We start from the raw sequence: 22598 nt of genomic DNA on the forward strand, positions 1-22598 counted from the left end.
GGGATTCATGGGACTCACCATCGGCGTCGACATCGGCGGCACGAAGATCGCGGCCGGTGTGGTCGACGAGGAAGGCAACATCCTCTCGACCCACAAGGTGCCGACTCCGGGCACGCCCGAGGCCATCGTGGACGCCATTGCCGCTGCCGTCGAGGGCGCCCGTGCCGGACACGAGATCGTCGGCGTGGGGATCGGTGCTGCCGGATACGTCAACCGTCAGCGCTCGACGGTCTACTTCGCGCCGAACATCGACTGGCGCCAGGAGCCGCTGAAGGAGAAGGTCGAGGCCCGCGTGGGCCTCCCGGTGGTCGTCGAGAACGACGCGAACGCGGCCGCGTGGGGCGAGTACAAGTTCGGCGCCGGCAAGGGCCACCGCAACGTCATCTGCATCACGCTCGGCACCGGCCTCGGTGGCGGCATCATCATCGGCAACAAGCTGCGCCGCGGGCACTTCGGCGTCGCCGCCGAGTTCGGCCACATCCGGATGGTCCCGGACGGGCTGCTGTGCGGTTGCGGCTCGCAGGGCTGCTGGGAGCAGTACGCGTCGGGCCGCGCGCTGGTCCGTTACGCCAAGCAGCGCGCGAACGCGACGCCCGAGAACGCGGAGGTGCTGCTGTCGCTGGGCGACGGCACCCCGGACGGCATCGAGGGCAAGCACATCTCGATGGCCGCGCGCCAGGGCGACCCGGTGGCGGTGGACTCCTACCGCGAACTGGCCCGCTGGGCCGGCGCGGGCCTCGCCGACCTGGCCTCGCTCTTCGACCCCTCGGCGTTCATCGTCGGCGGCGGCCTCTCCGACGAGGGCGAACTGGTCCTGGACCCGATCCGCAAGTCCTACAAGCGCTGGCTGGTGGGCGGCAACTGGCGCCCGGTCGCCGACGTGATCGCGGCCCAGCTGGGCAACAAGGCGGGCCTGGTGGGCGCGGCCGACCTGGCCCGCGAACCGGACCCGATCATGTGACGCCAGCCCGTTCCGCGTACGGCGGCGCCCGCCGCGCCCCCAGGGGCCCGGCGGGCGCCGCCGTTTCCGCGGGACCCGGCGGGGTGTCCCGGGGTGAAGGGCGGAGCCCCCTGGACGGGACGGGTAGGGGGAGGGGAGGCGAGCAACCCCTGCGGGGCCGCAGCCGGGCGCGGCGTATCTTGATCCGCATGGCGACCTCCGACCCGCTGCTCCCCGACTCCCGAACCGAAGCCGACGGATCCGCCGTCCTCCGGGTGCTGAGCTACAACATCCGGTCGATGCGCGACGACACGGACGCGCTCGCGCGCGTCATCCGCGCCTGCGCCCCCGACCTCGTGCTCGTCCAGGAGGCGCCCCGTTTCTTCCGGTGGCGCAAGAAGCTCGCCCGGCTCGCGGCGGCCTCCGGTCTCGTGATCCTCTCGGGCGGCGCCACCGCCGCCGGGCCGGCCCTGCTCTGCTCGCTGCGGGCCACCGTCGAGCGCACCGAGGACGTCCTGCTGCCCCTCACCCCCGGCCTGCACCGCCGCGGCTTCGCCACGGCGGTCGTGCGGTTCGGCGGCGCCCGGCTCGGCGTCATCGGCTGCCATCTGAGCCTGCAGGACGACGAGCGCTACGAACAGGGCGGCATGCTCCTCGACCGCCTCGCCGCGATGGGCGTCGAGCACGCGATCGCGGGCGGCGATCTCAACGAGACCCCCGACGGGCCCACCTTCAAGCGCCTCGCCGCCGACCTTCAGGACGCCTGGGTCACCGCTCCTTGGGGCGGCGAGCACACCTGGACCCGCTCCGGCCCCCCACGCCGTATCGACGCCGTCTTCGCCACCCGCGGCATCGAGGTCCTCGGCTGCGGGGTCCCCCTCGGCCACCCCGGCGTGAGGGAGCGGGACCTCACCGCGGCCACGGACCACCTTCCGGTGCTCGCCGCCCTCAGGGTCCCCGCCGCGTAGGGATCGGACCGCCTCGTCAGACCACTGCGCCGCGACCCGGTTCGTCGTCCCCGTCGTCGTCCGTCCTCATGCGGGCGACGAGGGTCGCGAAGCCGCCCAGGAAGCCGCCGACGCCGAGCGTGACGAGCCACCAGCTCATCTCCCAGCCCAGCACCACCGCCAGCAGAAGCAGCACCGGGCCACCGATCACCGCGAGCCACGCGAACTTCGCCGTCGTGTCCGCCGCGGGCAGCGGCGGCGGCTCCGGCGGCACGAAGTGGCCCTCGTCGTCCTCGTCGAAGTCGTCCTCGGACGGCTCCGGCGGCGCGTAGTCCCGAGGGCCGACCCCGGGGGCGAAGGACACCGAGCTGCCCAGCGGCTTCACCGGTCCGTCCTTCTTCTCGTCGTCCTTGAACGTGACGCTGTTCGGCTCCCAGTCGGGCAGCGCCAGGTCCTCGACCGGCTTGAACGGCTTCGAACCCGGCGGGTCCGCCGGCTCCTCGCCGTAGCCCGCGACGATCGCCGCCCACGCGGCCTCCTCGTCGAAGGGCACACCCCTCTCGTCCGGCTCGCGGTCCTCGCGGTCGGAGTCGTGCTCAGCCACCTGCGGCCGTCCCTTCCTTGCCGACACTGGGCGCGAGCCGGCCGATGAACGCGTGGCTCTCCTCGAAGATCCGGTCCGCGTCGTGGTCCAACGTCGCCACGTGGTAGCTCTGTTCCAGCAGGATCTCCCGCACGTCCGTGGAGGAGACCCGGCTCAGGATCCGGGCCGAGTCGGCCGGCGGCACCACGTGGTCCTGCGGGCTGTGCAGGAGCAGCAGCGGCTGGGTGACCTGCGGCAGCTCGCCGTCGACGACCCGGAAGAAGTTCCGCAACGAGTGCGCCGCGTGCAGCGGCACCCGGTCGTACCCGAGCTCCACGCTGCCCGGCTTGGCGATGTCGCTGGCGATCCCCTTCGTCGTCCGCACGAGGTGGCGGGCGACCGGCAGGGCGTACGCGGACAGGCCGTGCACCTTGTTCGCCGGGTTGACCACGATGACGCCGCTGACCGCGTCCCCGTGCTTGGCGGCCAGCCGGAGGGCCAGGGCACCCCCCATGGACAGGCCGGCCACGAACACCTGCGCGCAGCTCCGGAGCAGGGCGCGCAGCTCGCGGTCGACCTCCCCGTACCAGTCCTGCCAGCCGGTGAGCTGCATGTCCTCCCAGCGTGTGCCGTGCCCGGGCAGCAGCGGCAGCGAGACGGTGAGGCCGCGCTCGGCCAGATGCTCCGCCCAGGGGCGCAGCGACTGCGGGGAACCGGTGAAGCCGTGGCAGAGGAGGACGCCGATCTCCCCGCCCTGGTGGCGGTACGGCTCGGCTCCGGGGAGGACCGGCACGTCGGTCTCCTGTTCATGAAAAGGGGCTGGGCACGTCGATTGCAGGTACTTCACCGTACGCGACGGCACTGACACCGACCAGGGTCGTCGGATCCTTTGTCGGCGGGCCGCGTTAAGGTCTGATCTACAGACACAGGAGGCACTCGGTTGTTGTACGGCGCGATGAAGGTATCCATCGGGGGGCCGCTGAAGCTCGCCTTCAGGCCGTGGGTGGAAGGCCTGGAGAACGTTCCCGCCGAGGGCCCCGCGATCCTGGCGAGCAATCACCTGTCCTTCTCGGACTCGTTCTTCCTGCCCGCGGTGCTCGACCGCAAGGTGACCTTCATCGCGAAGGCCGAGTACTTCACCACGCCCGGTGTGAAGGGCCGGCTGACCGCCGCCTTCTTCAAGGGCGTCGGCCAGCTTCCCGTGGACCGCTCGGGAGCACGCGGCGCGGGCGAGGCCGCCATCAAGAGCGGCATCGAAGTGCTGGAGCGCGGCGAGCTGTTCGGCATCTACCCGGAGGGCACCCGCTCGCCCGACGGCCGTCTCTACCGGGGCAAGCCCGGCGGCCTCGCGCGCGTGGCGCTCGCGACCGGGGCGCCCGTCATCCCGGTCGCCATGATCGACACGGAGAAGATCCAGCCGCCGGGGAAGGTCGTCCCCAAGCTGATGCGGCCGGGGATCCGGATCGGCAGGCCGCTGGACTTCAGCCGCTACCAGGGCATGGAGCACGACCGGTTCGTGCTGCGCGCGGTCACCGACGAGGTCATGTACGAGATCATGAAGCTCTCAGGCCAGGAGTACGTCGACATCTACGCGACCGCCGCCAAGCGGCAGATCGCGGAGGCGGCCAAGGCGGAGAAGCAGGCACAGAAGGAAGCGCAGAAGGACGCGGGGAAGGGACCGGCGGGCTCGTAGGACACGGCCCGTACGGCTGGGGTGGCGGGGAACGGCCGAAGAAGAGGGGGGACATGGCCAAGCGCGAGCGTGTCATCAGGATGTCCGTCGAGCAGCCGCTGTGGCGTGCCCTGGCCGGATACCGGGTCCTGACGATGCTGTACGCGATCGGGTTCTTCGCGACCGCCTACGACACCTTCGCCCGGCCCTGGCCGGCGATCGCGTACTACGTCGTGCTGAGCGTGTGGACCCTGGCCACGCTCCCCCGGGTCGCGAACGCGGCGAGCTGTACCAGGTGGTTCCTGGCCGTCGACCTCGCGATCGCGCTCACCGGCATCCTCCTCACGCCCGTCGCCGACTCGCACGAGCGGATCGCCTCCGGCGGCCCGACCCTGCCCTCGATATGGACCGCCGGGTCGGTCCTGGCGTACGCGCTCAAGGGCGGCTGGCGCTGGGCGGCCTTCGCCTCGACACCGGTCGCCGTGGCGAACCTGATCGAGCGCGGCTCCCCGGCCCGGGACACCGTGCACAACGTGGTCCTCGTCTGGGTCGCCTCCATCGCGATCGGCTACGTCGTCGAGGTCGCCCGCGCCTCCGAGCGCACCCTCGCCCGCGCGCTGGAGATCGAGGCCGCGACCCGGGAGCGGGAGCGTCTGGCCCGGGACATCCACGACAGCGTGCTCCAGGTGCTCGCCATGGTGCAGCGGCGCGGCGCCGCGCTCGGCGGTGAGGCCGCCGAGCTCGGCCGGCTGGCCGGGGAGCAGGAGGTGGCGCTGCGCACCCTGGTCTCCGGGGGTCTGGTGCCGCCGTCGCGGGTGTCGGAGGACACGGCGCTCGGCGCGGTCGTCCGCGCGGTCGACGAACCGGACGCCGAGGAGGGCCCGGTCGATCTGCGCACCCTGCTCGCCCGGTACGCGGGCGCCCGGGTGACGCTGTCCGAACCGGGCTGCCCCGTGCCGCTCGCCCCGGCCGTGGCACGGGAGCTGGCCGCCGCCGTCGGTGCCGCCCTGGACAATGTCCACCGGCACGCGGGGGAGGGCGCCCGCGCCTGGATCCTGGTCGAGGACGAGCCGGAGGGGATCGCGGTGACCGTGCGGGACGACGGGCCGGGCATCCCGGAGGGGCGCCTCGCCCGGGCCGAGCAGGAGGGACGCCTCGGAGTGGCCCAGTCGATCCGCGGCCGTCTGCGCGACATCGGCGGCACGGCCGAGTGGATCTCGGTCCCGGGTCAGGGCACGGAAGTGGAACTGAAGCTACCGAAGGCCGTGGGGGACGGGCAGGACCTCAGGGACGTACGGGGGAAGGCGGAGCAGCGGTGACGGAGAGCGGCACGACGACGGACGAGCGGGGGCGGGGGCCGGTCAGGGTCATGGTGGTCGACGATCACCCCATGTGGCGGGACGCCGTCGCCCGTGACCTCGCCGAGTCCGGGTTCGAGGTCGTCGCCACCGCGGGGGACGGCGAGCAGGCCGTGCGCCGGGCCCGGGCCGCCTCGCCGGACGTGCTCGTCCTGGACCTCAACCTGCCGGCCAAGCCCGGCGTCCAGGTCTGCAAGGAACTCGTCGGCGCCAACCCGGCGCTGCGCGTGCTGGTGCTGTCGGCCAGCGGCGAGCACGCGGACGTGCTGGAGGCGGTGAAGTCGGGCGCGACCGGCTACCTGCTGAAGTCGGCGTCCACTCAGGAGCTCATCGACGCGGTGCGCCGCACGGCGGTCGGCGACCCGGTGTTCACCCCCGGCCTGGCGGGGCTCGTCCTCGGTGAGTACCGCCGCCTCGCCTCCGAACCGGCCCCCGCCGCCGGCGCCGACGAGCCGAAGGCACCGCGGCTGACCGACCGTGAGACCGAGGTGCTGCGTCTGGTCGCCAAGGGCCTGAGCTACAAGCAGATCGCCGAACGCCTGGTGATCTCGCACCGCACCGTGCAGAACCACGTCCAGAACACTCTGGGCAAGCTCCAGCTGCACAACCGGGTGGAGCTGGTGCGGTACGCGATCGAGCGCGGACTCGACGGCGAGTAGGCCGGAACGGACCCGCCCGGTCAACCTCTGGACGGATATCCCGCTTTCGAGTGGACTGACGGTGATCAACTGGCGGACAATTCACCGGAATTGACCTTCCCGCCCATGCCGAAGTGACCTGGGTCACTATTACCGTGACCCGCACCAGGCCAACCGCGGCGAAGGGACATTTCCATGCGGGTCGGAGTACTGACCGGAGGCGGCGACTGCCCCGGGCTCAACGCCGTCATCCGGGGCATCGTGCGCAAGGGCGTGCAGGAGTACGGCTACGACTTCGTCGGCTTCCGGGACGGCTGGCGGGGTCCCCTCGAAGGCGACACCGTACGGCTCGACATCCCCGCCGTGCGCGGCATCCTGCCCCGCGGCGGCACCATCCTCGGCTCCTCGCGCACCAACCCCCTCAAGCAGGAGAACGGCATCCGCCGCATCAAGGACAACCTCGCCAAGGAGGAGGTCGACGCGCTCGTCGCGATCGGCGGCGAGGACACCCTCGGGGTCGCGGCGCGCCTGTCCGACGAGTACGGCGTCCACGTCGTCGGCGTGCCCAAGACCATCGACAACGACCTTTCCGCCACGGACTACACCTTCGGCTTCGACACCGCCGTCAACATCGCGACGGAGGCGATCGACCGCCTGCACACCACGGCCGAGTCCCATATGCGGGTGCTGGTGGTGGAGGTGATGGGCCGTCACGCGGGCTGGATCGCCCTGCACTCCGGGCTCGCCGGCGGCGCCAACGCCATCCTCATCCCCGAGCAGCGCTTCGACGTCGACCAGGTGTGCGCCTGGGTGACGTCCCGGTTCAAGGCGTCGTACGCGCCGATCGTGGTCGTGGCCGAGGGAGCGATGCCGAAGGACGGCGACATGGTGCTCAAGGACGGGTCGCTGGACTCGTTCGGGCACGTCCGTCTCTCCGGCGTCGGTGAGTGGCTGGCGAAGGAGATCGAGAGGCGCACCGGCAAGGAGGCCCGGACGACCGTGCTCGGGCACGTCCAGCGCGGCGGCACGCCCAGCGCCTTCGACCGCTGGCTCGCCACCCGCTTCGGCCTGCACGCCATCGACTGCGTCCGCGACGGCGACTTCGGGAAGATGGTCGCCCTGCGCGGCACGGACATCGTCCGCGTCCCCCTGTCCGAGGCCACCGCCAAGCTGAAGACGGTCGACCTGGAGCTGTACCAGGAGGTCGGCGTCTTCTTCGGCTGACGCCGCCGCACCTCGAGGAACCCGGCCGGGGCGGTCCCACCCCGGCCGCGCCCTCCCCGCCCGCCACAGTGCCTATCGCCTCCCTACAGCGCCGGCCGCCGCTCCGCGAACGGCCTCGTGCCCGCGGCGGCCAGCCCGTCCAGCAGCTCCCGTACGACGCCGGCGCCGCCCACCGACAGCACCGACTCCGGGTGGAACTGCACCCCGGCGAACCCGGGCCCGCGCAGAGCGTGGACCTCCCCGGTCGCGCTGCGGCTGACCTCGACGCCGTGTGCCACCAGCTCGGCCGCCGCGTCGTCGTCGCAGCGCGCCACGAAGCTGTTGTAGAAGCCGACGGTCTCCCGCCGCCCGAACAGGTCGATCTCCGTCTGGGCGCCCTGGTACGGAACCTCCTTGCGGACGATCTCGAGGCCCAGCTCGGCCGCGATCAGCTCATGGCCCAGGCAGACGCCCAGCACCCCGTGCCGGTGGCCCCGGATGACCTGGGCCGTCAGCTCCCGCAGGAACCGCATCTTGGGATCGGCCAGGTCCGAGGGGTCGCCCGGCCCCGGCCCGAGCACCACGGGACCGGAGTGTGCGAGCACCGCCTCCCGCAGCCCCGGCTCGTCGTACCGCCGTACGGTCACCTCCAGACCCGTCGAGCGCAGGACGTGCCCGAGCATCGCGGTGAACGTGTCCTCGCCGTCCACCACGAACGCGTGACCTGTCAGCTCCGAGGAACGCTGCTGCATCCGCAGCCAGAACGGCGCGAGCTTCTCCCGCCGCGCGTCCAGCGCCGCCCGCACTCGCGGGTCCTCCGCCAGGTTCGGCCGTACGTGGTCCTCGCGCGGCCGCCCGGGCCGTACCCCCAGCGCCGCCAGCACCCCGGCCGCCTTGGCGTGGGTCTCCGCGACCTCGCTCGCCGGGTCGGATCCGCGCACGAGCGTGGCCCCGACGGGCACCCGCAGCCGTCCGTCGGCGGCGATGTCGGCGGTGCGGATCAGAATGGGGGAGTCGAGGGTCTGCGCGCCTCCGGCGTCCCGGCCGAGCAGCGCCAGCGCGCCCGCGTAGTAGCCCCGGCCCCCGACCTCGTGCCGCTCGATCACCCGGCAGGCGTTCTGCACCGGCGACCCGGTGACGGTCGCCGCGAACATCGTCTCCTTCAGCACCTCGCGCACGTCCAGCGTGGACTTCCCCCGCAGCTCGTACTCGGTGTGCGCGAGGTGGGCCATCTCCTTCAGGCGCGGCCCGACGACGACCCCGCCCATGTCGCCGACCGTGCACATCATCTTCAGTTCCTCGTCGACGACCATCGACAGCTCCTCGATCTCCTTGCCGTCGGCGAGGAAGCGGAGCAGGTCCTCGGGGGTGGGGCCGTCGGCGGGATAGCGGTAGGTGCCGCTGATCGGGTTCATCACGACGGTCCCCCCGGACATCCGCACATGCACCTCGGGGCTGGCCCCCACCAGGGTCCGGTCACCGGTGTGCACGACGAAGGTCCAGTACGCGCCGCGCTCCCCGACCAGCAGCCGCCGGAACAGCGCGAGCGCGTCGGCCCGCCCGAAGTCCGGGATCCGCCCCTGGTACGTCCGCCGGATCACGAAGTTGGCGCCCTCGCCCTGCCCGATCTCCTCCTCCAGTACCCGCCCGACGATCCCGGCATACTCCTCGTCGGCGACGTCGAAGCCGCCGTCCTCGACCCGGACGTCGTGCCGGGGCAGCTCCGCCAGCGCCTGGTCCAGGGGGATCTCGTACGACTCCTCGGGCGTGAGCGCCAGCAGCGGTGTGCCGTCGTCGCGGACGTCGAAGCCGCGCTCGCGGATCTGGCGGTAGGGGACGAGCGCGAGGGCCTCCCCGGGCAGGTCGGCCAGGCGCTCGAAACGGCCGACCGGGCCGGTCAGCACCTCGACGGTGTCGTGGTCGCGCCCCGGGGTGCGGCGGCGCAGCAGGGCGAACGGGCGGGGGTCGTCCAGCAGGTCGAGCAGGTTCATGGGCGGTGTCCTTCTCGGTGAGGTGAGAGGGAGCGGCCCGGTCGCGAAAACGCCGAAGGCCGCCCCTCGGGCGGCCTTCGCGAAGTCGTGCGTACGCGCAGTCAGTGGGCCGCCGGACGAGCGGTCCACCACCAGTTCTGGTTCTGGGTCGAGTGCGCGAACATGTCCCGCACCCTACACGACCCCCCGCCCGGGGCGGGACGGGCCGTCTCATCAGTCGAGCGCATCGATAAGCGGTGGACACGACCCCGTAATGTTTAGGGGGTGACCGTGAACGCTAAGACCAGCCCTGGCGCTGGCAACACCTGGCGAGACCTGCCCGCGGCGCAGCAGCCCGAGTACCCCGACCCCGAGGCTCTGCGCAAGGTGATCGCGGACCTCGCGTCGTATCCGCCGCTCGTCTTCGCGGGCGAGTGCGACCAGCTGCGCGCCCGGATGGGAGCCGTCGCCAGGGGCGAGGCGTTCCTGCTCCAGGGCGGCGACTGCGCCGAGGCCTTCGACGCGGTGTCCGCCGATCACATCCGCAACAAGCTCAAGACGCTGCTCCAGATGGGCGCCGTGCTCACGTACGCCGCCTCGGTGCCGGTGGTGAAGGTCGGCCGTATCGCCGGCCAGTACTCCAAGCCGCGCTCCAAGCCCACCGAGACCCGCGACGGGGTGACGCTGCCGGTGTACCGGGGCGACTCCGTCAACGGCTTCGAGTTCACCGAGGAGTCGCGGATCCCGGACCCGGAGCGCCTGAAGCGCATGTACCACGCCTCGGCGTCCACGCTGAACCTGGTGCGTGCCTTCACCACCGGCGGCTACGCCGACCTGCGCCAGGTGCACGCCTGGAACCAGGACTTCGTGAAGTCCTCGCCCTCCGGTCAGCGCTACGAGCAGCTGGCGCGCGAGATCGACAACGCGCTGAACTTCATGCACGCCTGCGGGGCCGACCCGGAGGAGTTCAAGACCGTCGAGTTCTACTCCTCGCACGAGGCGCTGCTGCTCGACTACGAGTCGGCGCTCACCCGCACCGACTCCCGCACCGGGCAGCTGTACGACGTCTCGGCGCACATGGTGTGGATCGGTGAGCGCACCAGGCAGATGGACGGCGCGCACATCGAGTTCGCCTCGAAGATCCGCAACCCGATCGGCATCAAGCTCGGCCCGACGACGACGGCCGAGGAGGCGCTGCGGTACATCGACCGCCTCGACCCGGACCGTGAGCCCGGCCGGCTGACCTTCATCGTCCGCATGGGCGCGGACAAGATCCGCGACCGGCTCCCCGAGCTGGTGGAGAAGGTCACGGCGTCCGGCGCGGTGGTGGCCTGGGTGACCGACCCGATGCACGGCAACACCTTCGAGGCGGCCTCCGGGCACAAGACCCGCCGCTTCGACGACGTGCTCGACGAGGTCAAGGGCTTCTTCGAGGTCCACAAGGGGCTCGGTACGCACCCGGGTGGCATCCACGTGGAGCTGACCGGCGACGATGTCACCGAGTGCGTGGGCGGCGGCGACGAGATCTTCGTCGACGACCTGCACCAGCGCTACGAGACGGCGTGCGACCCGCGGCTCAACCGCAGCCAGTCGCTGGACCTGGCCTTCCTCGTCGCGGAGATGTACCGGGACCAGTAGCCTGCGGGCGCTGACCGACACGAGTGGGGCGCGGATCACACGATCCGCGCCCCACCCTGCTGTTGCGCCTCCGACAGGGCAGGTAAGGTTAGGTTTGCCTTATCGATCTCGGCGGGAGGTGTACCGCGTGTATGTCTGCAGTTGCTTCGGCATCACCGAGCAGCAGGTGAGGCAGCATGCGGAGGGCGGCGCCTGCACTCCGCGGCAGATCGCCTCCGCCTGCAAGGCGGGCACGGACTGCGGTTCCTGCGTGCGCAGGATCCAGGCGCTCCTGGGACGCGGCGGGTGCCCCCGGCCCGAGATCGCCGAACCGGTGCTTTCCCGTCTGGAGGAAGCCGCCTAGCGCCGCCGGCCTGATCCAGACGAAAAGCCCTCGCTAGCTCTCCGGCTGTTCGATGACCTGCGAGATGTACAGTGCGTCGCCCAGCTTCTCCAGCAGGTCCAGCTGGGTGTCCAGGTAGTCGATGTGGTGCTCCTCGTCCGCCAGGATCGACTCGAAGATGTTCGCGGAGGTGATGTCGCCCTTCTCCCGCATCACCCTGATCCCCCGCCTGAGCCGGTCGATCGCCTCCACCTCGATCTGCCGGTCCGCCTCGAACATCTCCCTGACGGTCTGCCCCACCCGCACATGGAAGAGCCGCTGGTAGTTCGGCAGGCCCTCGAGGAAGAGGATGCGGTCGGTGAGCACCTCCGCGTGCTTCATCTCGTCGAACGACTCCCGCCGCGTGTACCTGGCGAGCTTGTACCACCCGAGGTTCTCCTGCATCTTCGCGTGCAGGAAGTACTGGTTGATCGCGGTCAGCTCACCGGTGAGCTGCTCGTTGAGGAATTCGACGACCTCTGGATCGCCCTGCATGGCGGGATCCTTCCGGGCGGGGGACGGGCGGGATGCGCCGCATCATGGCACTGGCACCGAAGAGCGTCCAGTAAGTTCACACTTAGTGTGAGATGCCCGAATTGAACCCGGGCTGGTCATGTGCACCCTCCGCGGTCTGTCAGGATGGAGTCATGGGTCATCCGGTGGAGCGCGAATCTGGAGAAACGGCACGGTCACAGCTTCCGCCGGGACAGCGACTGCAGCGGGGCTGGCCGGTCACGCACTACGGTCCCGTGCCCAAGTTCCGCCCCGAGCGCTGGGAGTTCCGGGTCTTCGGCGCCACCGCGGACGGCGGGAAGCACTGCTGGAACCACGAGGAGTTCACGTCACTGCCGTACGCGACCGTCGTGGCCGATCTGCACTGCGTGACGAAGTTCAGCATGGTCGGCGCCGAATGGGGCGGCATCCCGGCGCGTACGATCCTGGAGATGGCCCCGCCCGCGCCCACGGTCACCCACGTCATGGTGTGGGCGGAGTACGGGTTCAGCTCCAATCTGCGCCTGTCCGACTTCGCCTCCGACAGCACGATCTTCGCCACGCACAAGGACGGCGAGCTGCTCACCGCGGAACACGGCTTCCCGCTGCGCCTGATCGTGCCGCACCTGTACGCCTGGAAGGGTCCCAAGTGGGTCCGCGGCGTCGAGTACATGACCACCGACCGGCGCGGCTTCTGGGAGGAGCGCGGGTACCACAACATAGGTGACCCGTGGAAGGAGCAGCGCTACTCCTACCAGGAGGAGCCCGGGGACGGCCCGGAACTCTGAGGTCCAGGGCCGCTACGGGTCAGCTGTGCTACCGGTCAGCTGTGCTGCGGATCGGCTGTGCTGCGGATCGGCTGTGCTACGGATCAGCCGTCGCGCAGCTTCTTCAGCCGTTCCACGTCCGCCGCGTGCCCTTCCTTGCGGCCGGGCGTCTCGATGATCAGCGGCACGCCATCGGTGGCCGGGTGCGTCATCAGCGCGCGGAACGGGGCCTCGCCGATGTGGCCGGCGCCTATGTTCGCGTGACGGTCCCGGTGGGCGCCGACCGCCTCCTGGGAGTCGTTCGCGTGGATCAGCTTCAGCCGGCCCTCGCCGACGGTGTCCACCAGCAGGTCCAGCGTCCGATGCGCCCCCTCCGGCCCGGTCAGGTCGTGCCCGGCCGCGAAGACGTGGCAGGTATCCAGGCAGACACCGAGCTTGGGGTGGGCGTCCAGGGCCTCGAAGTACGGCCCGAAATCCCAGGTGCGCGAGCACAGTGAAGCGCCCTGGCCCGCGGTCGACTCCAGCAGCAGCCACGGGTCGTCGTCGTGCGTCAGCTCGTCCAGCAGCGGCAGCATGCGCTCCCGTACCTGCTTCAGCGCCACCGATCGGTCCCGGCCGCCGGTAGCGCTGCCGGTGTGCACGACCACGCCCCGCGCCCCGATCCGACGGCCCCGCCGCAGCGAGTGCCTCAGCGACTCAACAGACCTGTCCACGGTCGCCTCGGTGTGCGAGCCGAAGTTGATCAGGTACGGAGCGTGGACGTACACCGGGATCGACTCGGCGGCGCACACGGCCCGGAACTCCTCGTCCTGACGCGGACTGCCGGCGGGAGTCGCCCAGCCGCGCGGGTTGGCCACGAAGACCTGTACCGTCTCGGCCCCGATGTCACGGGCGTAGGCCAGCCCGACGGAGTTCAGCCCACCGGCCACCGGGACGTGACTGCCGATCGGGTTGCGGGAGGGACCGAAGGTGCCGCGGGCGCCACGGGACTGCTCAGTGCTCACGCCCCAAGGGTGTCATGTCGTCCCGGGCGCCCGGTCTTCGGCCGGCGGGCGGCTAGCGGATCTTGATCGTGATCGTCGACCCCTTCGGCGCCTTGTCCCCGCCCTTGACCGACTGGCTCTTGACCGTGTCCCCGAACAGGCCCAGCAGACCCCGGTCCTCCTCGACCTGGAAACCCGCCGTCTCGAGCGCCTTCTTGGCGTCGTCGACGTTCTGTCCCGTCACGTCCGGCACCTGGACCATCTCGGGGCCCTTGGAGAGCGTCAGCGTCACGGTGTCGCCCTGACCGGCCTGCCGCCCCGCGTCCGGCGACTGCTGGGCGACCTTTCCGGCGTCGTACTCCGAGGTGACCTGCGTGTCCGCGATCCTCACCCGCAGGCCCGCGTCCTGGAGCTGTGACGTGGCGTCGTCGATGGAGGCGCCCCTGACGTCGGGCACGTCCACCGGGCTGCCCTTGCTGACGGTGAGCGCGATCGCCGAACCGCCGTGCCGCTCGGTCCCCGCACCCGGGTCCGTGCCGATCACGGAGCCCTTGGGCACGTCCGCGCTGAACGCCTGGGTGACCATGCCCGGCACCAGGCCGTCCTTCTTCAGCCGGGCCTGCGCCTGGTCCAGCGGGTAGCCCTTCAGATCGGGCACCTGCACCGTCTCGGGACCGTCCGAGAGGGTCAGCGTCACCGCGTCGTGGGAGCGGATCCGCGCGCCCACCGCCGGATCGGTACTGATCACCGTGCCGCGCTTCACCGTGTCGCTGTAGGCGTGTCTGACCTGCCTGACCTCGAGACCGGCCGCCTTCAGCCGGGCCCGGGCGTCGGCCTCCGTCTTCGCCAGGAGCGGCGGGACCTTGGTGAACTGGCCCGAGTTGATGTACCAGACCCCCGTGCCGACACCGAACACCACCAGCACGGCGACGATCAGCGCGAGCAGCCCCCGCCGGGGCCGCGGCGAGCGCCGAGGCGGCTCGGGCGGCGGGGTCTGAAGCCGGCTCGTCCGGTTGAGGACGGCCTCACGGTCCTCGCCCACGGGGTGGGCCGGCAGCAGGCGGGGGATCACGCTCGTGCGGTCCTCGGCGTTGTCGTGATCCGCGGCGATGGCCCCCGGCGGCACGGCGTCCAGCTGCTCGTCGGTCAGCGCGCCACGGGCCTGAAGCACCTGACCCAGCAGAGCCACCGCGTCCGCCGGGCGCAGCTCCGGGTTGCGCGCGGTCGCCGACGCGACCAGGTCGTCGAGTTCGACGGACAGCCCGGGCACGGCAGCCGAGGGCGGGGGAACGTCCTCGTTCAGGTGCCGGTAGAGCACCTGGGCGGGCGAGTCGCCGTGGTGCGGCTTGGCGCCGGTCAGCATCTCGTGGAGGACGACCCCGCACGCGTACACGTCGACCCGCGGGTCGGCCGCGCCGTGCTCGATCTGCTCCGGGGCAAGGTAGGAGACGGTGCCGAGGACGGCGCCCGTGGTGTTGGTGACGGTGTCGACGGACCGGACGAGACCGAAATCGGCCACCTTGACCCGGCCGTCGTCGCCTATGAGGACGTTCTCCGGCTTCATGTCCCGGTGCACGAACCCGGCGCGGTGCGCGGCCCCCAGGGCGGCCAGCACCGGCTCCAGGATGTCCAGGGCCGCGCGGGGCTGCAGCGCCCCGCGCTCGCGCAGCACGTCGCGCAGGGTGCAGCCGGCGACGTACTCCATGGCGAGGTAGACGTACGACCCGTCGGCACCCTGATCGAAAGCCTGAACGACGTTCGGATGATCGAGACGGGCGACCGACTTCGCCTCGCGTATGAAGCGCTCGACGAACGAGCCGTCCGCCGCGAGCGTCGGGTGCATCACCTTCAGCGCGAGCACACGGTCCAGGCGGGTGTCCAGGGCCCGGTAGACCGTGGCCATCCCGCCGACCGCGATCCGTGCGTCGACGCGATAGCGGCCGTCGAGCACCTGCCCGACGAGAGGGTCCTGAAGGGTCGTATCCACGCTGGTGAGTCTACGAGGGCGCACTGTCACCCACCGTCCGCTGCGGGGATACCGGGGCCCTACTGCAGCCGACCTGTGACGCGGCCTCCTCCGGTCCGCTCAGAAGGCCGGCAGCTCCGGGTCCAGCCGCGCGACGCCCTCCATCGGCGACGACGCCTCCGCGAAGTGCCGGCGCGGGATACGGCCCGCCCGGCGGGCGAGCCGGCCGGCCTCCACCGCGTGCCGCATGGCCTCCGCCATCAGGACCGGCTCCTGCGCCCGGGTCACCGCCGAGGCGAGCATCACACCCGCGCACCCCAGCTCCATCGCCAGCGCCACGTCCGACGCCGTGCCCGCGCCCGCGTCCAGGATGACCGGCACGCGCGCGTGCTCCACGATCAGCTGGAAGTTGTGGGGGTTGCGGATGCCGAGCCCGGATCCGATCGGGGAGCCGAGCGGCATGATCGCGGCGCAGCCGACGTCCTCCAGCTTGCGGGCGAGAACGGGGTCGTCGTTCGTGTACGGCAGCACGGTGAAGCCGTCGTCCACCAGCGTCTCGGCCGCCTCCAGCAGTTCGACCGGGTCCGGCAGCAGGGTCCGCTCGTCGGCGATGACCTCCAGCTTGACCAGATCCGTGCCGAGGGCCTCGCGCGCGAGGCGGGCGGTGAGCACGGCCTCGCCCGCGGTGAAGCAGCCCGCGGTGTTCGGCAGCACCCGGATGCCCAGCTTGTCGAGCACGGACAGGACCGAGCCGTGCACCGAGGCGTCGACGCGCCGCATCGCGACCGTCGTCAGCTCCGTGCCGGACGCCACCAGCGCCCGCTCCAGCACATCCAGGCTCGGGGCACCCCCCGTGCCCATGATCAGCCGGGACGAGTAGGTGGTCCCACCGAGGACGAAGGGATCGTCAGCCATGGGTCAGCCTCCTTGGACGGCGGTGAGGACCTCGACGCGGTCTCCCTCGCTGAGGGACGTCGACGCCCACTGCGCGCGCGGGACGACGGTTTCGTTGACGGCGGCGGCCACGCCCGAGGGGGCGGCGGTCAGGCTCCGCACCACCGCGTCGAGCGCGACACCGGGGGTGACCTCGCGGGTCTCCCCGTTGACCGAGATGTTCATACGGGCTGCTCCGTGAGTGCGGCGGCGGTGAAACGCCGGGGCGTGAAGGGGCGGGCCTCCTCGGGAAGCTCACCGGTGGTCAGCACGTGCGCCATGACGTCACCGGTGACCGGGGTGAGCAGGACACCGTTGCGGTAGTGGCCGGTGGCCAGCAGCAGGCCGTCCAGCCCGGTGGGGCCGAGCAGCGGCGCGTTGTCCGGCGAGCCCGGGCGCAGACCCGCCCGCGTCTCGGTGAGCGGCAGCTCGGTGATCCCGGGCACCAGCTCGTGCGCGTCCCGCAGCAGCTCGTACACCCCGCCCGCGGTGACCGTGGTGTCCCAGCCAAGCTCCTCGCTGGTCGCGCCGACCACCAGCTCGCCGTTCTCACGCGGCACGAGGTAGATCGCGCCACCGCGGACGACGGCGCGCACCGTACGGCTCAGGAACGGCGCGTACCGCGCGGGCACGGTCAGCCGCAGCACCTGACCCTTCACGGGGCGTACGGGCGGCAGGACGTCGTCCGGGACGCCCGCGAGCCGCCCGCTGAGGCTGCCCGCGGCGAGGACGACCTGCCCGGCGGCGAGCTCGGTGCCGTCGGCGGTCCGTACCCCGCAGGCCCGCTCCCGCACCACCGTGAGCCGCTCGGCCCACACCCGGTGGAAGACCACCCCGGCGCGTTCACAGGCCGTCACCAGGGCCGCGGCGAGGCGGCGGGGGTCGATCTGGTGGTCGCCGTCGACCCTGAGCCCCCCGCGCACGCCCGGCGCGAGCATCGGCTCCAGACGGCGGCACTCCCGCCCGCTCAGCCACTCCGACTCCAGCCCCGAGCGCTGCTGCAGGGCGTGCAGTTCGCGCAGCTCGGCGCGGTCGTCGGCGTCGAGCGCCACGGCGAGCGTGCCGCAGCGGCGGTAGCCCAGGTCCCGGCCGGTGGCCTCGGTCAGTTCTGCGGCGAAGTCCGGGTAGCGGCGCGCGGAGGCGAGATTCAGGGCGAGCAGCGTCTGCTCGCCGTGGTGCAGCTCGGTGACGGCGGCCAGCATCCCGGCGGCCACCTGCGCGGCTCCGCCGCCCGGCTCCGGATCCACCACGGCGGTGGCGAACCCCCGCTGCGCCGCCCGCCAGGCGGTCACCAGACCGATGATCCCGCCCCCGATGACGAGGACGTCCGACACGGTCGACGGATCGCTCGATGTCGACGGTTCGTCCGGTGTACGCGACATGGGCGTCCAGCCCCTCCCTTCGCCGGCATGACCCGGATCAGGTTCGTACGGTCGGAGGCCGTCCCAGCCTCCCTCTCAGCCCGGTGCGCCCGGGCTCCCGCGAGTGCTTACGGTGGCAACCCTAGCCCGTGCCGTTCGGCTCGGTAAGACAGCCTCCCGCCCGGCCCGGGGGCTGTGCAGGACGTCACTCAGCACGCCCCCTGACTGACAATTCGTCAGTTGTCTATGGTGATCAGGTGAGCGAGCAGACGCAGGCACGGGGTGGTACGGCGCGGCGCGTCGTCGTCGTGGGCGCGGGCATGGCCGGGGTGCAGACCGCGGTCGCCCTGCGGGAACAGGGCTTCACCGGCGGCGTGACGCTGATCGGCGCGGAGCCGCACCAGCCGTACGACAGGCCGCCGCTGTCCAAGGCCGTGCTGCTCGGCAAGGCCGAGGGCTCCGCCTTCGACGTCGACTTCGAGGCGCTGGACATTGGGCTCGAACTGGGTCGCGAAGCGACCGGCCTGCGCCCCGGGGACCACGAGCTGGACACCGAGCGGGGCCCCGTCCCGTACGACGTCCTGGTCATCGCGACCGGGGCGGAGCCGATCCGGCTGCCGGGCGCGGAGGGCGTCCCCGGGGTGCATCTGCTGCGCACCCTGGACGACGCCGAGCGGCTGCGGCCGGTGCTCGCCCGTCAGCACGACATCGTGGTCGTCGGCGCCGGCTGGATCGGCGCCGAGTTCGCCACCGCCGCGCGCGAGGCGGGCTGCGCGGTGACCGTGGTGGAGGCCGCGGACCGGCCGCTCGCGGGGGCGCTGCCCGCGGAGGTGGCGGTGCCGATGACGGCCTGGTACGCGGACAGCGGTGCCGAGCTGCGCACACAAGCGCGCGTGGACCGCATCGAGCCGGGCGCGGTCGTGCTGGACGACGGCTCCCGGGTGCCGGCCGGGGCGGTGGTGGTGGGCATCGGAGCCCGGCCCGCCACCGCCTGGCTCGCCGGGTCCGGGATCGAGCTGGGCGTGCACGGCGAGGTGCTGGCCGACGACCATCTGCGCACCTCGGTGCCGGACGTGTACGCGGTCGGTGACTGCGCGTCCTTCCCGTCGGGCCGCTACGAGGAGCGCCTGCTCGTCCACCACTGGGACAACGCCCTCCAGGGTCCGCGCACGGTGGCCGCGAACATCATCGGCCAGACACCGGTGGCGTACGACCCGGTGCCGTATTTCTGGTCGGAGCAGTTCGGCCGGTTCGTCCAGTACGTGGGCCACCACGCGTCCGCCGACACGACGGTGTGGCGCGGCGATCCCGAGGGCGCGGCCTGGACGGTCTGCTGGCTGCGCGAGGGCCGCCTGGTGGCCCTGCTGGCCGTGGGCCGCCCCCGGGACCTGGCGCAGGGCCGCCGCCTGATCGAGTCGGGCACCCCCATGGACCCCGCACTGCTGTCGGACCCGTCCCGCCCGCTCAAGGAGGCCACGGCGTAGGGCGCAACCACCCTCTCCGCCTAACCCCGCCGGAGGCGCTCCGCTTCCGACTGTCAGTGCGGGATGGCACGCTTGATCCCGTGACCGAGATTGACGCAAAGATCGATGCTCTCGTCCCCGCCTGGCTCACCCTGCCCGACATCGCCGAAGCCCTCGGCGTGGAGGTGACCCGCGTGCGGCAGCTGGTCAAGGAGGGCCAGCTCATCGCCGTCCGCCGAGGCGAGAACAAGGCGCTGCACGTCCCCGCCGCCTTCATCGACGGGGACAAGGTGGTCAAGGGCCTGTCAGGCACCCTGACCCTGCTGCGGGACGACGGCTTCACGGTCGAAGAGATGATCGAGTGGCTCTTCACCCCCGACCCGACTCTGCCCGGCACCCCCGCGCAGGCTCTCAGCGAGAATCGCGGCACGGAGGTGAAGCGCCGCGCACAGGCGCTCGCCGTCTGATCGATCCGGCCTGATCGGACCGGACCCGACCGGAGCTGACCCGATCGGACCTGTTCCGGTCCGATCAGGCCGACACACAAGAAAAACCGTCCGAGGTACGGGCCGCGGGCCAGGGACACGCCCCGCCCCGGCCGACCGCGCCCCGCCGCGGCCCGTACGCCACCGACAACGGGGGGAACACCACCGTGCCCGACACCACCCGCACCGCCCGGCTCGCCGACGCCCGCGTCTATCTGTGCACGGACGCACGCAAGCGCCAGGGCGACCTCGCCGAGTTCCTCGACGCGGTCCTCGCCGGCGGCGTCGACATCGTGCAGCTGCGCGAGAAGGGCATGGAGGCCGCCGAGGAGCTGGAGCACCTCCAGGTCTTCGCCGAGGCCTGTGCCCGCCACGGCAAGCTCCTCGCGGTGAACGACCGCGCGGACGTCGCCCACGCCGCCCGCTCCGACGTCCTGCACCTCGGCCAGGGCGACCTCCCCGTCCCCGCGGCCCGCGCCGTCCTCGGCGACGACATCCTCATAGGCCGCTCCACCCACTCCGAGGCGGAGGCCGAGGCCGCCGCCGTCCAGGAGGGTGTGGACTACTTCTGCACCGGCCCCTGCTGGCCCACCCCCACCAAACCCGGCCGCCCCGCCCCGGGCCTCGGCCTGGTCCGTCACACCGCCGCGCTCGGCACCGGCCGCCCCTGGTTCGCCATCGGCGGCATCGACCTCGGCAACCTGGATCAGGTCCTCGAGGCCGGCGCCCGCCGCGTGGTGGTCGTCCGCGCGATCACGGAGGCGGACGACCCGGGCGCGGCGGCGGCCGAGTTCGCCAAGCGGCTGCGCGCCGCGTAGGAGCGCCCGGAGGCCGGTACTGCCCCGCGGTGTCCGATGGGTGGACAACAAGTCGACAATTCGGGCAAATCCCAGGCGTCCGGTTGGGGGACCGCCGAGCCCTGGCTAACCTGCGACTATGGCCCTCGGAACCGCATCCACGAGGACAGATCGCGCACGGACCGTGCGCGACATCCTCGCCACCGGCAAGACGACGTACTCCTTCGAGTTCTCGGCGCCGAAGACCCCCAAGGGCCAGCGGAACCTGTGGAGCGCGCTCCGAAGGGTCGAGGCGGTCGCCCCCGACTTCGTCTCCGTCACGTACGGCGCCGGCGGTTCCACCCGTGCGGGCACGGTCAAGGAGACCGAGCAGATCGTCGCCGACACGACGCTCACCCCGGTCGCCCACCTCACCGCGGTCAACCACTCCGTCGCCGAGCTGCGCAACATCATCGGCCAGTACGCCGACGCCGGGATCCGCAACATGCTCGCGGTGCGCGGCGACCCGCCCGGCGACCCCATGGGCGAGTGGGTGCCGCACCCCAGGGGCGTGACCTACGCGGCCGAACTCGTCCGGCTCATCAAGGAGTCGGGCGACTTCTGCGTGGGCGTCGCCGCCTTCCCGGAGATGCACCCGCGCTCCAGCGACTGGGACACCGACGTCGCACGCTTCGTCGACAAGTGCCGGGCCGGCGCCGACTACGCGATCACGCAGATGTTCTTCCAGCCGGAGTCGTACCTGCGCCTGCGCGACCGGGTCGTCGCGGCCGGCTGCGACACCCCCGTCATCCCCGAGGTCATGCCCGTGACCAGCGTGCGGATGCTGGAGCGGCTGCCCCAGCTCAGCAACGCCGCCCTCCCCGACGGTCTGAAAGAGCGGATCCTCGCGGCGAAGGACGATCCGGCGGCGGTACGCTCGATCGGCATCGACTTCGCCACGGAGTTCTGCGCGAGGCTGCTGGCCGAGGGGGTCCCCGGACTGCACTTCATTACACTCAACAACTCCACGGCGACGCTGGAGATCTACGAGAACCTGGGCCTGCACCACCCGCAGCGGGCCTAGACCGCCGCACCCGTATACGACACACTGCGTAGCGGCCACTGGGAGAGGGGCGTACATGGGCTGGACGGTCCTCTACATCGCGTTCGGCATCGTCGCGCTGTGGCTGCTCGGTGAGGTGCTGCTGCAGTACAAGGCACGCCTGCGCTGGCGGCTGCTCGCGTTCGCCGGATTCCTCGGCGTCGTGTTCGGCGTGCTCATCCAATCCGTCGTGGTCATCGGCCTGGGCGCCGCCGCCTTCGCGGTCGGGCAGACCTACGTCACCCTGTCGTTCCGCCGCGGGTTCGCGGCCGGCTGGGCCGTCGGCAACCGCCCGCGCGAGGGCGCGGGCACCGGAAGCAAGCGCCGCCGGGCAGAGAAGGCCCGTCAGGAGGAGGCGGCGGAGGACACCGACGTCGAGCCGACGGCCGCGACGACGACGATGCCCGCCGGAACGTACCGCCAGGACGACGCGTACGACGACCACGACGACGTCTTCTCCCGCCCGGGGACCACCCCGCCCGCGCAGACCGCGGCCGAGGCCACCGCCGTGTACGAGCCGCAGCCCCTGCCCGAGGACACCGGGTCCTACGGTGTCTACACGGATGCCACCTACACCCCCGTCGACCAGCCCCAGGAGCAGCAGGCCTACGCCTACGACGGCTACTCCGGATACGGCCAGCAGCAGCACTACGGCTACGAGGGCGGCCAGCAGCAGTACGGCGGATACTCCGACCCGTACCAGGGCACGGGGACCTACGGCGGCGGCTCGTACGACACCACGTACGGCGGCCAGCAGCAGTACGGACAGCAGGCCTACGGCCAGGACCAGTACGCCACCGGCACCTACGGCGAGACCCCGCCCGGCGGTGTCTGGGTGCCCCAGCAGCGCACCACTGATGACGCGCTCGGCGGTGAACTCCCGCCCGAGCAGCCGTACCCCTACCAGGACAACGGCACCGCGCACGGCAACGGCTACGACGAGCGCTACCGCTTCTAGAG

The 22598-nt window shown here is 71.8% G+C and carries 24 protein-coding genes and 1 riboswitch; of the genes, 14 read left to right on the forward strand and 10 right to left on the reverse strand.

Annotated elements, in window-relative coordinates:
* Positions 1-7: 7 nt before the first annotated feature.
* Positions 8-961 (forward strand): ROK family glucokinase, encoded by a 954-nt coding sequence (locus ACFYZE_RS02680; RefSeq protein ID WP_388987442.1) that lies wholly within the window; start codon positions 8-10, stop codon positions 959-961.
* Positions 962-1149: 188 nt separating this feature from the next.
* A complete protein-coding gene (locus ACFYZE_RS02685) occupies positions 1150-1908 on the forward strand; it encodes an endonuclease/exonuclease/phosphatase family protein (RefSeq protein WP_388987445.1) in 759 nt (252 codons plus the stop codon).
* Between the two features lie 16 nt (positions 1909-1924).
* Here the strand turns inward: ACFYZE_RS02685 and ACFYZE_RS02690 are convergent, their stop codons facing one another.
* Together ACFYZE_RS02690 and ACFYZE_RS02695 are read right to left on the reverse strand one after the other, a co-directional pair.
* Positions 1925-2491, reverse strand: a complete 567-nt coding sequence (locus tag ACFYZE_RS02690) for a hypothetical protein (protein ID WP_388987448.1) — start codon at positions 2489-2491, stop codon at positions 1925-1927.
* Positions 2484-3263 carry an alpha/beta hydrolase gene (locus tag ACFYZE_RS02695; RefSeq protein ID WP_388987451.1) on the reverse strand — a complete coding sequence of 260 codons (780 nt, stop codon included), beginning with the start codon at positions 3261-3263 and terminating at the stop codon, positions 2484-2486. Before ACFYZE_RS02695 ends, ACFYZE_RS02690 begins: the two co-directional genes overlap by 8 nt.
* Positions 3264-3425: 162 nt before the next feature.
* On the opposite strand from ACFYZE_RS02695, the gene ACFYZE_RS02700 reads away from it, so the two are divergent.
* The 4 genes from ACFYZE_RS02700 to ACFYZE_RS02715 all read left to right on the forward strand — a co-directional run bounded on the left by ACFYZE_RS02700 (position 3426) and on the right by ACFYZE_RS02715 (position 7362).
* The gene (locus tag ACFYZE_RS02700; protein ID WP_388987454.1) at positions 3426-4163 is read left to right on the forward strand and encodes a lysophospholipid acyltransferase family protein; all 738 of its coding nucleotides are present in this window, start codon (positions 3426-3428) and stop codon (positions 4161-4163) included.
* Between the two features lie 53 nt (positions 4164-4216).
* Positions 4217-5461 (forward strand): MacS family sensor histidine kinase, encoded by a 1245-nt coding sequence (gene macS / locus ACFYZE_RS02705; RefSeq protein ID WP_388987456.1) that lies wholly within the window; start codon positions 4217-4219, stop codon positions 5459-5461.
* A gap of 50 nt (positions 5462-5511) precedes the next feature.
* Positions 5512-6159, forward strand: coding sequence for a response regulator transcription factor (locus tag ACFYZE_RS02710; protein WP_263234738.1), 648 nt, complete (start codon positions 5512-5514; stop codon positions 6157-6159).
* Between the two features lie 174 nt (positions 6160-6333).
* Positions 6334-7362 (forward strand): 6-phosphofructokinase, encoded by a 1029-nt coding sequence (locus ACFYZE_RS02715; RefSeq protein ID WP_388987458.1) that lies wholly within the window; start codon positions 6334-6336, stop codon positions 7360-7362.
* Positions 7363-7445: 83 nt separating this feature from the next.
* On the opposite strand, the gene ACFYZE_RS02720 is transcribed toward ACFYZE_RS02715, so the two are convergent.
* A complete protein-coding gene (locus ACFYZE_RS02720; protein ID WP_388987460.1) occupies positions 7446-9332 on the reverse strand; it encodes an anthranilate synthase family protein in 1887 nt (628 codons plus the stop codon).
* 101 nt (positions 9333-9433) lie between these two features.
* Positions 9434-9559, reverse strand: a complete 126-nt coding sequence (locus ACFYZE_RS02725) for a trp operon leader peptide (protein WP_388987463.1) — start codon at positions 9557-9559, stop codon at positions 9434-9436.
* A gap of 37 nt (positions 9560-9596) precedes the next feature.
* Between ACFYZE_RS02725 and ACFYZE_RS02730 the strand changes: the two genes are divergently transcribed.
* On the forward strand, positions 9597-10949 hold the full coding sequence (locus ACFYZE_RS02730; protein ID WP_388987466.1) for a class II 3-deoxy-7-phosphoheptulonate synthase: 1353 nt from the start codon (positions 9597-9599) through the stop codon (positions 10947-10949).
* Between the two features lie 118 nt (positions 10950-11067).
* Positions 11068-11292, forward strand: coding sequence for a bacterioferritin-associated ferredoxin (locus ACFYZE_RS02735; protein ID WP_388987930.1), 225 nt, complete (start codon positions 11068-11070; stop codon positions 11290-11292).
* 33 nt (positions 11293-11325) lie between these two features.
* Here the strand turns inward: ACFYZE_RS02735 and bfr are convergent, their stop codons facing one another.
* A complete protein-coding gene (bfr, locus tag ACFYZE_RS02740; RefSeq protein ID WP_388987469.1) occupies positions 11326-11805 on the reverse strand; it encodes a bacterioferritin in 480 nt (159 codons plus the stop codon).
* Positions 11806-11957: 152 nt separating this feature from the next.
* On the opposite strand from bfr, the gene ACFYZE_RS02745 reads away from it, so the two are divergent.
* Positions 11958-12590: a sulfite oxidase-like oxidoreductase gene (locus tag ACFYZE_RS02745; RefSeq protein WP_388987472.1), complete on the forward strand. Its 633-nt coding sequence runs from the start codon at positions 11958-11960 to the stop codon at positions 12588-12590.
* Positions 12591-12673: 83 nt separating this feature from the next.
* Here the strand turns inward: ACFYZE_RS02745 and ACFYZE_RS02750 are convergent, their stop codons facing one another.
* The 5 genes from ACFYZE_RS02750 to thiO all read right to left on the reverse strand — a co-directional run bounded on the left by ACFYZE_RS02750 (position 12674) and on the right by thiO (position 17833).
* Entirely contained in the window at positions 12674-13573 is a 900-nt protein-coding gene (locus ACFYZE_RS02750; protein WP_388987475.1) for a deoxyribonuclease IV, read from the reverse strand.
* A gap of 52 nt (positions 13574-13625) precedes the next feature.
* Positions 13626-15539 carry a Stk1 family PASTA domain-containing Ser/Thr kinase gene (pknB, locus tag ACFYZE_RS02755; RefSeq protein WP_388987478.1) on the reverse strand — a complete coding sequence of 638 codons (1914 nt, stop codon included), beginning with the start codon at positions 15537-15539 and terminating at the stop codon, positions 13626-13628.
* A 99-nt stretch (positions 15540-15638) separates the two neighbouring features.
* A complete protein-coding gene (locus tag ACFYZE_RS02760; RefSeq protein ID WP_388987481.1) occupies positions 15639-16433 on the reverse strand; it encodes a thiazole synthase in 795 nt (264 codons plus the stop codon).
* A 3-nt stretch (positions 16434-16436) separates the two neighbouring features.
* Positions 16437-16637 carry a sulfur carrier protein ThiS gene (thiS, locus tag ACFYZE_RS02765; protein ID WP_388987484.1) on the reverse strand — a complete coding sequence of 67 codons (201 nt, stop codon included), beginning with the start codon at positions 16635-16637 and terminating at the stop codon, positions 16437-16439.
* Entirely contained in the window at positions 16634-17833 is a 1200-nt protein-coding gene (gene thiO, locus ACFYZE_RS02770; RefSeq protein WP_388987487.1) for a glycine oxidase ThiO, read from the reverse strand. Before thiO ends, thiS begins: the two co-directional genes overlap by 4 nt.
* Positions 17831-17944, reverse strand: a riboswitch (TPP riboswitch). (Overlaps the previous gene by 3 nt.)
* A 125-nt stretch (positions 17945-18069) precedes the next feature.
* On the opposite strand from thiO, the gene ACFYZE_RS02775 reads away from it, so the two are divergent.
* From ACFYZE_RS02775 to ACFYZE_RS02795, 5 genes are all read left to right on the forward strand, one after another.
* On the forward strand, positions 18070-19296 hold the full coding sequence (locus ACFYZE_RS02775; RefSeq protein WP_388987490.1) for an NAD(P)/FAD-dependent oxidoreductase: 1227 nt from the start codon (positions 18070-18072) through the stop codon (positions 19294-19296).
* Between the two features lie 80 nt (positions 19297-19376).
* Positions 19377-19742: an Rv2175c family DNA-binding protein gene (locus ACFYZE_RS02780; protein WP_200416954.1), complete on the forward strand. Its 366-nt coding sequence runs from the start codon at positions 19377-19379 to the stop codon at positions 19740-19742.
* A 185-nt stretch (positions 19743-19927) separates the two neighbouring features.
* Positions 19928-20578 (forward strand): thiamine phosphate synthase, encoded by a 651-nt coding sequence (thiE, locus tag ACFYZE_RS02785; protein ID WP_388987494.1) that lies wholly within the window; start codon positions 19928-19930, stop codon positions 20576-20578.
* A gap of 118 nt (positions 20579-20696) precedes the next feature.
* Complete coding sequence (metF, locus tag ACFYZE_RS02790; protein ID WP_388987497.1) at positions 20697-21620, forward strand: methylenetetrahydrofolate reductase [NAD(P)H]; 924 nt, start codon at positions 20697-20699, stop codon at positions 21618-21620.
* A 55-nt stretch (positions 21621-21675) separates the two neighbouring features.
* Positions 21676-22596 carry a hypothetical protein gene (locus ACFYZE_RS02795; protein ID WP_388987500.1) on the forward strand — a complete coding sequence of 307 codons (921 nt, stop codon included), beginning with the start codon at positions 21676-21678 and terminating at the stop codon, positions 22594-22596.
* The last annotated feature ends 2 nt before the right edge of the window (positions 22597-22598 follow it).

Origin of the sequence: Streptomyces sp. NPDC001796, from assembly GCF_042892355.1 — a bacterium.
Taxonomy (GTDB): domain Bacteria; phylum Actinomycetota; class Actinomycetes; order Streptomycetales; family Streptomycetaceae; genus Streptomyces.

What these genes read in the sequence shown, in the direction of transcription:
- ACFYZE_RS02760 (WP_388987481.1), bottom strand. Translation starts at nt 16,433, where the DNA reads ATGGCTGACGATCCCTTCGTCCTCGGTGGGACCACCTACTCGTCCCGG.
- ACFYZE_RS02725 (WP_388987463.1), bottom strand. Translation starts at nt 9,559, where the DNA reads ATGCGCTCGACTGATGAGACGGCCCGTCCCGCCCCGGGCGGGGGGTCG.
- metF (WP_388987497.1), top strand. Translation starts at nt 20,697, where the DNA reads ATGGCCCTCGGAACCGCATCCACGAGGACAGATCGCGCACGGACCGTG.
- ACFYZE_RS02795 (WP_388987500.1), top strand. Translation starts at nt 21,676, where the DNA reads ATGGGCTGGACGGTCCTCTACATCGCGTTCGGCATCGTCGCGCTGTGG.
- macS (WP_388987456.1), top strand. Translation starts at nt 4,217, where the DNA reads ATGGCCAAGCGCGAGCGTGTCATCAGGATGTCCGTCGAGCAGCCGCTG.
- ACFYZE_RS02715 (WP_388987458.1), top strand. Translation starts at nt 6,334, where the DNA reads ATGCGGGTCGGAGTACTGACCGGAGGCGGCGACTGCCCCGGGCTCAAC.
- ACFYZE_RS02710 (WP_263234738.1), top strand. Translation starts at nt 5,512, where the DNA reads ATGGTGGTCGACGATCACCCCATGTGGCGGGACGCCGTCGCCCGTGAC.
- ACFYZE_RS02700 (WP_388987454.1), top strand. Translation starts at nt 3,426, where the DNA reads ATGAAGGTATCCATCGGGGGGCCGCTGAAGCTCGCCTTCAGGCCGTGG.
- ACFYZE_RS02720 (WP_388987460.1), bottom strand. Translation starts at nt 9,332, where the DNA reads ATGAACCTGCTCGACCTGCTGGACGACCCCCGCCCGTTCGCCCTGCTG.
- thiO (WP_388987487.1), bottom strand. Translation starts at nt 17,833, where the DNA reads ATGTCGCGTACACCGGACGAACCGTCGACATCGAGCGATCCGTCGACC.
- ACFYZE_RS02745 (WP_388987472.1), top strand. Translation starts at nt 11,958, where the DNA reads ATGGGTCATCCGGTGGAGCGCGAATCTGGAGAAACGGCACGGTCACAG.
- ACFYZE_RS02680 (WP_388987442.1), top strand. Translation starts at nt 8, where the DNA reads ATGGGACTCACCATCGGCGTCGACATCGGCGGCACGAAGATCGCGGCC.
- ACFYZE_RS02685 (WP_388987445.1), top strand. Translation starts at nt 1,150, where the DNA reads ATGGCGACCTCCGACCCGCTGCTCCCCGACTCCCGAACCGAAGCCGAC.
- thiS (WP_388987484.1), bottom strand. Translation starts at nt 16,637, where the DNA reads ATGAACATCTCGGTCAACGGGGAGACCCGCGAGGTCACCCCCGGTGTC.
- bfr (WP_388987469.1), bottom strand. Translation starts at nt 11,805, where the DNA reads ATGCAGGGCGATCCAGAGGTCGTCGAATTCCTCAACGAGCAGCTCACC.